General features: G+C 41.7%; 10 protein-coding genes. 8 read left to right on the top strand and 2 right to left on the bottom strand.

The genetic code is table 11. The features are described 5' to 3' along the window. A partial coding sequence (gene mobF / locus KV40_RS31530; protein ID WP_156114296.1) for a MobF family relaxase occupies positions 1-2951 on the bottom strand: 2951 nt, incomplete at its 3' end. Positions 2952-3612: 661 nt separating this feature from the next. Between mobF and KV40_RS31525 the strand changes: the two genes are divergently transcribed. From KV40_RS31525 to KV40_RS33925, 8 genes are all read left to right on the top strand, one after another. After that, positions 3613-4722, top strand: coding sequence for a ParM/StbA family protein (locus KV40_RS31525; protein WP_156114295.1), 1110 nt, complete (start codon positions 3613-3615; stop codon positions 4720-4722). A 43-nt stretch (positions 4723-4765) separates the two neighbouring features. After that, complete coding sequence (locus KV40_RS31520) at positions 4766-5200, top strand: hypothetical protein (protein WP_156114294.1); 435 nt, start codon at positions 4766-4768, stop codon at positions 5198-5200. A gap of 26 nt (positions 5201-5226) precedes the next feature. Further along, entirely contained in the window at positions 5227-5997 is a 771-nt protein-coding gene (locus KV40_RS31515) for a hypothetical protein (protein WP_072013957.1), read from the top strand. Continuing rightward, the gene (locus KV40_RS31510) at positions 5994-6176 is read left to right on the top strand and encodes a hypothetical protein (protein ID WP_036489734.1); all 183 of its coding nucleotides are present in this window, start codon (positions 5994-5996) and stop codon (positions 6174-6176) included. The genes KV40_RS31515 and KV40_RS31510 overlap by 4 nt, the downstream gene beginning before the upstream one ends. A 211-nt stretch (positions 6177-6387) precedes the next feature. Then, on the top strand, positions 6388-6540 hold the full coding sequence (locus KV40_RS35535) for a hypothetical protein (protein WP_156114293.1): 153 nt from the start codon (positions 6388-6390) through the stop codon (positions 6538-6540). Continuing rightward, complete coding sequence (locus tag KV40_RS31505) at positions 6540-8261, top strand: hypothetical protein (protein ID WP_036489733.1); 1722 nt, start codon at positions 6540-6542, stop codon at positions 8259-8261. The genes KV40_RS35535 and KV40_RS31505 overlap by 1 nt, the downstream gene beginning before the upstream one ends. A 184-nt stretch (positions 8262-8445) precedes the next feature. Further along, positions 8446-9255, top strand: a complete 810-nt coding sequence (locus KV40_RS33930; RefSeq protein ID WP_072013956.1) for a DNA cytosine methyltransferase — start codon at positions 8446-8448, stop codon at positions 9253-9255. Beyond that, positions 9215-9643 (top strand): hypothetical protein, encoded by a 429-nt coding sequence (locus tag KV40_RS33925; RefSeq protein ID WP_072013955.1) that lies wholly within the window; start codon positions 9215-9217, stop codon positions 9641-9643. Before KV40_RS33930 ends, KV40_RS33925 begins: the two co-directional genes overlap by 41 nt. A 54-nt stretch (positions 9644-9697) precedes the next feature. Here the strand turns inward: KV40_RS33925 and KV40_RS31495 are convergent. Continuing rightward, a partial coding sequence (locus KV40_RS31495) for a pentapeptide repeat-containing protein (RefSeq protein WP_172657372.1) occupies positions 9698-10095 on the bottom strand: 398 nt, incomplete at its 5' end.

The following is a 10095-nucleotide window of genomic DNA, read 5'->3' as shown; positions in this document are numbered from 1 at the left end:
GAATCTCTAACGGAAGCTAATTTTCCTTGCCACTGTCGCTCTCGATGGTATGCTGCAAGCGTTCTATCGAGTCGTTTAATTGAGTCTCTAAGGTTTGCTGCTCTCTCAGTTGACAAGATACGCTTATTAAGGTTTCGTTTAAGCTCTCTAAAACTTCCTTCAAGCCGCTCGACTTGGGCTTCGTCAGCGAATCGATTAACGAAGTCAGCAAACCTTTCAATTCGTTCTGGTTCGACTCCATAATTTCCAGGCGTTGTTCGACTGGGCTGAGGGCATCTTGAAGAATTTCTTTCAGGGTTAGATTTTCGCTCATAATTTACTTCTGATGTTTGGTTTAAATCTGGTTCGGGAGTAGCTGTTTCTAGAGACGATTCTGTAACTCCCCGTCGCCGATGCTCCCCAATCAGTTCGAGGGGATTGAGTTGCGCTTTACTAGTGTTAGCTTTCTCGATAAATCGGGCGCGATTTTCTACATAAAGCTGGAGATCGTACTTAGCCCGCGAAGCAGCAACGTAAAAGCTTTCTAAATTTGAGGTTAAATCGTCGGTAAGACTGACTAACACCCTGTCGGCGGTCGCTCCCTGACTGCTATAGGTAGTGCTAACCAAGGCACGTTCTAAATGTTGGGAGATTTCTAAATTTATTCGTTCTTGCTTGCCCGTTTCGCTTTGAATCGTGGCGGTGTTACCGTCAATGCTGGTAACGACAAACTCCGCGCCGTTGATGCGATTTAGCTGACGGTCATTTTTACCCCACCGCAGGCGATCGCCTACGGCAATCTCGGTAGCTTCGACACGATAGACTTCTTTATGCTTAAACCAAGTGGGGGATACTCTTTGTTCTTTACCTTTTTTGTCTACCAGTACCAGACTGTCTTTTTCTACTAACCCAACTCGATACTGTTGGTTTTTCTCCAGTCCCCATCTTTTATAGTTACTAAAGGGAATAACTACATCACCAGCTTGGTAATAGTGAGCGTACTGCTTTTGGATTTCGGTTAAGTTTTTAGATTTAAGTCGTTCAACAGTAACTTCTCTACTCAGACTTCCTTCCTGCTTGAGTCCCTGACGAATGCAGTCTACAATCGCTTCTCGCTCCTGGTGAGTTCCAGCAATGATGAGGGTCTGTTGGCGTTCTTTTAAACTCAGGTTTAGATAGTCCCGTGCGATACGGCTGGCTCTAGTTGCTGCCTCTGGAATTTCTAACAGGCGTTGGTGGGCATCTAAGATCTCGATACCTTGGGTAACTCGTCCCTCTGAAAGTAAATCCACAGCCTGTTTTAAATCTTTGGTTCGCTGTCGTAGGGATTGATTTAGATAGGCGGTAGCTATTCCCGCCTGCTGTAACGATCTAAAGGGATTGCCAGCTTCTACCGAAGATAGCTGTCTGGTATCGCCTACCAGTAATATTCTGGCGTTTTCTTTAGCTGCTTGTTGTAATAGCTCTAGAGCAGTTTTCGCACCTAATAACCCTGCCTCATCGACAATCCAAATTTGCTGTTGCGACTGTTCTGCTGCAAGAGATTGAGAAACCAGCTTACGAGCGACGGTAGTAGTTTCGATGCCCATTTCTGCCGATAGCACCTGGGCGGCTTTAGCTGAAGGGGCAAAGCCCTTAACCGTATACCCTTTGGCTTCGGCAAGTTTTTTAAATTCATTGAGGGCATAGGTTTTACCCACACCTGCCTTACCCTGCCAGGCGATAAAGCGGTCTTGGGTAGTAGCAGCTAGGGTAACGGCGTTTTTCTGTCCCTCCGTCAAACCTGCTGTAGAGCGAACTACCGCTTCGGGGGTAGCGATCGCTCCTACCCGATTCTGCCCTTCTTTAACCAGCTTGATGGTGGCAAGCTCTCTAAGTAAAGCGGTTTGGGTGGTTACTTGTTTATCTAAATGAATCAGTTCGTTATTGGTGGCGATCGCTGTTTCTAATTCTCGGTATTGGTATTTGCCTACCTCGGAAAAGACGAACTGCTGGATGGCTTGGGGCTTAAAGGCGACGCTTCGTTCCGCGCAGTGTTCGATAGCATCACTAACTGCTCGATCTAGAAGTTCTAAATTCGGTTGTTGGGAGCGGCTTTTTCCCTTACCTCGATGGGGTTGGGGATAGGTGACATCTGCTAGTTCTTTACGCCAATAGTCCCGTAGTTCTTCTCTGGGAATGCCTTCTCCTTTGCGCTTGCGGGTTCTATCCCAAACCCGCTCCCTTTCTTTCCAAGTAGATTCTTCCTTTAGCTGCGACTTTATCTGCTGTCTCCGCTTCGATAGAGACTGTAGCTGTTCCTCGCTAAAACCCTTAATCTCAAACTGACCGTGTTCTAAGGGTTCGATTTCATAACCGAGCTTTTGTACGGCAAGAGCTAGCTGATTTTGATAGATTGTCCCTAACAGTTTTCTGTGGGCGAAAACATCATCGTTACGAAAGCTATACCACCTGTTGTTATATTGGCTCATGTTGATGATGACGCAGTGAGTATGTAGGTGGGGGTCTAATTCTCTACTGGTATCGTGATGGAATTGTCCGACTACTAGATTATTAGTATTGACTACCGTTACCCGTCCGTTTTTACTAACTCTAGTAGTAGCGTAATCTTTCTCGATAATTTCCAGAGTTTCTGAGACAGCTTGTTTGTGAGCTTTTTCTAGCTCTTTTCTCCCCACTACTAACGCTAGGATACTGACGCTCTTGGGTGCGGAAAAAGTACAGTCGAGTGCCGCTCTTTCTTTGTAGCCTGCTCTTTCTGTCTTTCTGGTTCTAAAGCGAGTTCCATCGGGCAGTTTGCCATAGAGTAACTGCTTAAACTTCTGGGGTTTTATCTTACCTTTCAGACCGAGTTTGACCGCACCCTTACCCATCCACTGAGAATTGGCGACAGATTCTTCTGCCGAATAATAGTTTTCTTGGGCATAGTAAGATTCTCCCTGTCTGGGAGTAATCACTTTAGTGGTTAGCAATTACTTGTAACTCGAATAATTTCGCTATTAATTCAACTAAGCTTTGAATTAATATTCTCAATCTAGAGTTATTTTCTATTATTAGAAAGCCAAGTTCACAAATCTACTTTTTTTACAAACACTGTCAAAAAACTATGTTTAAATATTACTTCGGCTTCTAGGTTAGAGCAAAATCTTTGCGTGCTGTGCGACGACCGAAGGGAGTTATTAGTGTAGCCTGTAAAGGCGTATCAGTATGAATTTTAGCTATTTGCATGAATTTCGATTTTAATGAGTACAGTCTTATCCTCTAAGTAAAATATTTTTCACTTTCTAGCTAAAAAAAAGTTAAAAAAGTGTCTAAAAACTATTGTGTAATATTAGCAAATACATAACTCTTGAAGAAAAATTAGTGGTATATGTTATAAAAAAATAGTGCGAATCAATTTTTTTTACTCTATACGCTCTAGGAAGTGAAAAAATAAATGTATTCTAGGCTACATTAAATTGTTTGGTTGGAAAACTCATCGGTAGTCTAAAGGTAATATATTTGATTGGCGTTCTTTAGAAATTTATTAATCGTAGAGAGATGGTCGATTGCTGTATATGTATCGATACGGGTAATAGTGGGACTAAGATAGTTTATTCGCTCTCACAGACAGACAAAACAAACTCTTTATTTATGTCATCAGCGATAGACGAAGTTTCATCCGAACGAATGGAGAATCAACTCAAACATTCTAATTGGATAGGATTTTCCCAACCCGAACAACAAGCATGGATAAGAGATGGCAACAGCGTAATAGCAGTAGGACAGATGGCGGAAAAGTTTTGTCCGACAGATAGAAGAAGCGTTCCCAAATATGAAAACGCACTGTACAAAATTATGGCGGCAATAGGAGTAATAGTAGAAAGACACTTTGACTCAAAAAAGAGAAAAATCAAAATCCAACTAGGATTGCTATTGCCTTGGGACGAATATAAAGACCGCAAGCGTTTGTGGGGAGAGTTACAAAGACTGACTCCAGAATATGAATTTCGCAGCCGTAAAATCCGAGTCAAGATAGAAGATTTTCTTTGTTATCCAGAAGGAGGTGGTATAGCCGTGTCGAGGATTGCAGAAAAAGGTTTGGATTGGTTCAAACAACAGCGATTGGGGATTTTGATGTTAGGCGATCGCAATTGGACGGGACTCTGTTTTGAATCGGGGCAGATAAAAAGAGGTGCTAGTCCTCTTATGGGTTTTTCCTTTCTGTTGGATCGAGTTATTAAAACTGCACCTTGTTTGTTAAATAGAGACAAACTAAACAACGCTATTTTCAAGGGAATAACGGAGGCAAGCAAAGGTGAATACTATTCTCCCAAACCTTTGTGGGGTGAGCTTGAGGCAATTCGCTCTCTAGCTACAGCCAGAAATAGCAATCTTAGAAAGTCGGAAATAGAAGATCTAGATAAAGCTATAACTCTTGGAGAGAGGGAATGGGAAGAAAAGCTGAAGCTTTTTCTTAAAGAGATATTTCCCAATCGACTGACAGAACTCAATGTATGCGGAGGACCGTTGCCATTTTTCAAACCCTTTATAGAAGCTTACTTTAACTGTGCGGTTGGTGAAAAGATGGATTGTTCGCCAATAGATCTAGCTAGACCGTATACTCCCGTCTTAGCTCATGGTGGAATCGCAAACGATGTAGCAGAAGCTTTAGAGTTTAAATCTATAGCTGCAACAGAGTCGGCTTTTTCAGTTCGCTTTGCCGATGTTTTTAGTCTATTTGAGTATTTAAAAGCAGAATAAAAACTTGGTAGGCAAACAAGATAAAAAAACTGAGAACTTAATAATGGCAAGTAAAAACCAACTTCGTAGTTTGACAATTCGCTGGCAACCAAGTGAAGGAAAACCCCTAGCTCAAGTAGCTGATTGGTTAAATAGTATGTCTGTTAGAGAAAGAAGGAAAAAAGTAGCGGAAGTATGCCTGATGACCTTACTTCCCTATGCACTCGAAGCCAACCAAAAAACAGAAGAAGAAATAGAACGTTGTTATTGGGAGGTACGAGAAAGATTACTTCAATATTTATTTTCAATGAAGCAGGTTCTCGGCATAAAGTCAGAAAATCCGACATCTTTAGCCTCAACAATACCTGTTGACGTTGACAATGTTTTCCAGAACCAAGATGTCACAGATATTGATTCTCAAGCAGAATCTACAGCACGAGATTCACAAGAGCAAGCAGATTTGAAAGATCTAGATTTGATTTTTGGGGTTTCTCAGTAAGAAAAATTTAAGATGAGTAGAAAATTATGGCAAAGTTAGAACTATTTGGCGGAGAGAAAGGAGGAGTTGGAAAATCTTTTGTCTGTCGTACTGCCGTTCAGTATCATTTAGATAGAGCAATTGAATTTGCTTTATTTGATGCGGATCGTAGCAATCCCGATGTTAAAAGAATTTATAGCAGTTTGGGATGTCGCGAAGCGATATTTAGCGAGAATGAAAAACATGAAGATAAAGCTAAATCAATTTACCTAACGGCAATAAAAAAGCAGACTTTGGTAAATCTTCCCGCTCAGATAATAAATCCTTTCCAAGATTGGTTTGAAAAGAATGAGCTATTTGCTCTTGCTCCCGAAGATGGAGTTGAATTCGTACTCTGGTTTGTCTGTAGTGGTGGTTACGATAGTTTGATGCTGTTGAAGCAGTATTTCAAGTATTTTCGAGGGCAAGTAAGCTATGTATTAGTTAAGAATTGGGGAATTTGTGACGATTGGGAAAGTTTAGATACCAATGAATATCTTCAGTCTCAAATTCAGGAATATGGAGTGAGAGTAATAGATTTTCCTAAGTTTATCGGCAACAGAACCAGAAACATCATTGACGAGAAAAACTTAACTTTTGGTGCGGCTAGAGAAAATAGAGAATTTGACTCGATAGATCGTCAGCGAGTTAAAAGTTTCTTAAAGAAAGCGTATCTAGCGTTTGATGATGCGGGTGTCTTCCAAATTGCTAGTGTTAATAAGCCAATTCCCCAACACCTAGAAAATAATGGATTAGTTAATGTTACCGAATCGTCATGAGCAATAACGGTTACACCAATTCTCGGATTCAAAAAAGAACTGAGGCGATCGATAGACTTTTGCAAGGACGTTCCGAATCGGTAAAGGTAAACGTACTCGACTATATGATGAAGTACGACATCGATCCAGAAAACGAGTTCTTCGTCATTATGTTAACTAATTTAAGACAGAATTCGTGAAGTAAATTTTAGATAGATTATGGCACAAAGTAAAGAAATTTATGAATAACACATAGTAAGTGCAAATAAAGCTATACAATATCCCTATAAATGCAGAAACAGTTGCCAGAATTTCCTACCTTCGACAACTGCTCTCCTTTAAACCTAACCGCCTTCTCTATTGAGATAGGTGGCGCGGTTTCGTATGCAATTTTTAAGCCACATCTGAATTATGCCACAAACTACGGCTGAAAAGAAGTTTTTCTCACTAAGAGCAGACAATTTCTTCCACGATAAGACTCTAGAAATCTCTAAAAACACCATCACAGCGAGATTTGAACAATATAAAGGATTTTTAAAAAAAATTACTGGAGGTGAAGCGTGATGCAATCAGCTATCTTCGATACTCCAGTAATCAAAATAGAAAGTCTCAAGACTAAATTTGATACTCTTGTACTGTCTGGTTCTTTCATCAATCTGATTGGTGACTATGCTGAGGCTCATTTTCTGCATCAGCTTCATTTTTGGAGTTTGTCTGAATATGGCGTAGTCATTGATGATACTCGTTGGATTTATAAACCCCTGCGGGAATGGCTGAGTGAAGTATTTACCTTTTTGACAGAGTGGAAGTTGAGAAAGGCGATCGCCTCACTATTGGAGAAAGGATTAATCGAACGAAAGAAACTATACGTCAAACACCACGAAATCAAACACAACAACCCTTACTGGAATCCTAAAAATCAAACCTATTATTACAGCGTGAAATATGACAAGCTGCAAGAATTGATTGACGAGGTAGAAAACCAAGAAAACGCTGGAAGTACTGAAAATGTCCGTATTGAGAATTACACAGAACTAAGTTCTGAGGATTTTCAAGATACTAAGTGTTGTGAATTGTCTCAAGACAAAACAGAAAATACTTCCATAGAAAACATATCCAAAGATAAATCCCACCCTACCCTCCCTTGTGAGTGCGAAATATCTGGAAAAAATGATCGAGAAAAAGAATTTAATAATTCTCAAGTAGCTAGTTCGACAACACCAGATGAAACTTCAGTTAGTTCTACTAACAAAACTATTGCCAAAGATATTAGTTCCGCCGCCAATCAGAACAATTGTTCTACTAATAATGATGTAGACAAGCCCAAGCCCAAACCGAAAATTACCAAAGAAACCAAACCAAAACGGCAGAGGCAAGCACCTTGGAAGGATGAGAGTCAGTTCAAGCAGTTCTATCGGGCATTAATTGAAGCCTTGCCCATTGTGGCTAATTCCCATACTCCTCATGGTCTGGCTCAGACCATTATCAGACAGCTAAGGTCGGGCATTCCCCACAGTTATTGGGATGATTTCATTGCAGGATTGCCCATTGGTACATCGACTAAACCAGAGTGGGAAATTGAGCCTGGAGTCCCCTACCCGATGTTTGTCGAGTATCTGACCGAAAAGATTAAAAAAGGCGACAACAGCACTACTAACGAACAGACTCGTAATGAAGTCTTTCAAATATTGAGCAAACCTCGGCAAGCTAAAGCCTTTTGGGGACAGTTTAAGCGTAGCGTAGTCAACGTGTCCGAGCAAATTCGACGCGATCGCGCCCTCGGTGTTAGCAATCCCCATACTCCTGTCTGGACTAAAGAAAGAATCGAACCGTCGATAGAAGAAGCTGCGACGGCGGGAGAAAAGATTATGGCGGTTAATGGTGCTGCTCGAACTGCGATCGCCGAAGCTAAACCTCCCCAAATAGAAGCAGAAGAACCGCTACCAGACGATCCCTGGCAGGAAGAAGCATCTCAACTGAGCTTGAGAGAATTATTAGCTGAAAAATTGGGCAATCGCCAGCTTAAGGGATTTGTCAAACAGATGCCCAAAGTGTCTAAAGTAGAAGCCGAGGCAGAGGCAAAAGCCGAGTTAGAAGCGATCGCCAGGCAGCAAACGAATCGCAAGACTCATCTAAATCAAATGTCTCTCGATGAGATTAACGAGTTTATTTTAGACCCGATTTTTAGGGTGCAGCTTACTCCTCAGTTGATTAATAGTAGTTATGAACTAATAACGGATGAAATCGGGCAGATAATAGCAGTTAAACCACCAGCGAGGGAGTAACTGACTTGAATATTCCCAAAGACAAGCAACTACAGCTATTTAGCACCCCAGAGCCACCCGTACAATCTTCTTTCTATGAATGGGAAATTGATTCTATTGGCAGTGAAAAAGAGTTAAAGGAATCTGGATACAAACAGACTGAAGAAATCCAAGAAATACAAACCAACGACGAAGAAAAAACTATATGCTCAGACATCTCGACCTCTTTTCAGGAATCGGAGGCTTTACCTTGGCAGCCAAACAACTTGGAGGAATCCAAACAACTCAATTTGTCGAAATTGATTCCGACGCTCAAACAGTCTTGCGATCGCATTTCCCAGGAGTACCAATCCATTCCGACATCAGAGACTACCAACCCGAACCAGGTGCATTCGATCTCATCACAATGGGATTCCCCTGTACGGGAACGAGTAACGCAGGAAGCAGAACGGGACTCAAACATCCAGCTTCGTCTCTTTGGCGAGAGGGACTTAGATGCCTTATTGAAGCTCAACCCCGCTTCTGTATTATCGAACAACCTGAAGGAGTTATCAGACGAGGACTTCGAGCTATTCTTGGCGGACTCAGCTTGGCAGGATATTCTACAGAAATTGAGTATGTCTCGGCGGCAAAGCTTGGAGCGGGTCATCAAAGACTCAGACTATTTATCATTTCCTACCCTAACGAGTGGGCAGACCTCTACCAAAATGCGCCCTGCTGGTCAGACCAAATGCGAGAAATGGTTCAAAGACAAAGGCTTAGTTCCCAATGGCTTACAGTTAGGGACTTGCGCGATCGCGTCAATAATGGGCTATCCGTCAGACTGGTTCGAGGGCTTAACGAAGCAATACTCGAAGAATGTCACTACACCGAGCCAAGTAAGTCACCAGGAAGAATTAGAGCTAGGTATCTCGCAGGTAGAACAGTCACTCCAGGACAAGCAGCGATCGCTCTCCGTCGAGTCCTCTATCTCAATGCCCTGTCTGATAAAACAACCACACAAAAAGCCATTTGAGGGTTTGATAGTAGGCGATCGCGGCTCAGAATTTGATGTAAAAGTAGATGACAGAATTGTTTCTCTGCCCAAACTCTATGTTTTCCCCAACTTTCCTCAGAAGCAAAAGTGCAAGACAGATAATGATATATCCCCTAGTAAAAAGTCACGCAGGAAGAAGGGAACGGGAAGCGGCTACATTAACTGGCGGGTAATTAAGAAAAATGGTACTGAATACAAACAGACTTGGTATCATTACGAATTTTGGGAGCAGGGCGATCGGCTGGTTAAATCATGTGCCTACATTCCTAAGAAGATGCGATCGCAGATTCAGAAGATGAACACTGAAAAAGCCCCAGTTGAAGAGATATTAAAAGTATTGAGTAATAGGAGTAAGAGGAAAAAATAAGTGTGTAGTGATGACGATACAGTGTTACTTGATGACAATACAGTAGAGCGATCGCTATTTCCATTTGTCGCAATCGGGAGGAGTTTCTGGGTCTGAAGTTTTATCTTGTCTTATTGCTTCAATCCTTTTTTGATTGGCTTTTTCATCTACTGTAATCAATTTTTCTTCTATCTCATTCCAGTCTACCTCGGTGTATATTGCCTTTTCCCAGAAACAAGCATATTTGATTTGTTGATTGCTAAGATTTTCAGCAAAACCGATGAAGGTATCTCTAAGGTCGGTGTTAATGAGGATGGCATCTCTGAGGATGGCATTTCTGAGGATGGCATTTCTGAGGGTGGCAAAACTAAGGTTAGCACCATTGAGGTTGGCAAAACCGAGGTATGCAAAACTGAGGGTGGCAAATAGGAAGTCGGCACCATTAAGGTTAGCACCATTGAGGTTGGCAAAAC

Origin of the sequence: Myxosarcina sp. GI1 (assembly GCF_000756305.1) — a bacterium.
GTDB lineage: Bacteria > Cyanobacteriota > Cyanobacteriia > Cyanobacteriales > Xenococcaceae > Myxosarcina.
This window is presented reverse-complemented; position numbering and strand designations above follow the sequence as displayed.

Coding starts and splice junctions, on each gene's coding strand:
- KV40_RS33930 (WP_072013956.1), top strand. CDS start 8,446: ATGCTCAGACATCTCGACCTCTTTTCAGGAATCGGAGGCTTTACCTTG.
- KV40_RS31510 (WP_036489734.1), top strand. CDS start 5,994: ATGAGCAATAACGGTTACACCAATTCTCGGATTCAAAAAAGAACTGAG.
- KV40_RS33925 (WP_072013955.1), top strand. CDS start 9,215: ATGCCCTGTCTGATAAAACAACCACACAAAAAGCCATTTGAGGGTTTG.
- KV40_RS31525 (WP_156114295.1), top strand. CDS start 3,613: ATGTCATCAGCGATAGACGAAGTTTCATCCGAACGAATGGAGAATCAA.
- KV40_RS31505 (WP_036489733.1), top strand. CDS start 6,540: ATGCAATCAGCTATCTTCGATACTCCAGTAATCAAAATAGAAAGTCTC.
- KV40_RS31515 (WP_072013957.1), top strand. CDS start 5,227: ATGGCAAAGTTAGAACTATTTGGCGGAGAGAAAGGAGGAGTTGGAAAA.
- KV40_RS35535 (WP_156114293.1), top strand. CDS start 6,388: ATGCCACAAACTACGGCTGAAAAGAAGTTTTTCTCACTAAGAGCAGAC.
- KV40_RS31520 (WP_156114294.1), top strand. CDS start 4,766: ATGGCAAGTAAAAACCAACTTCGTAGTTTGACAATTCGCTGGCAACCA.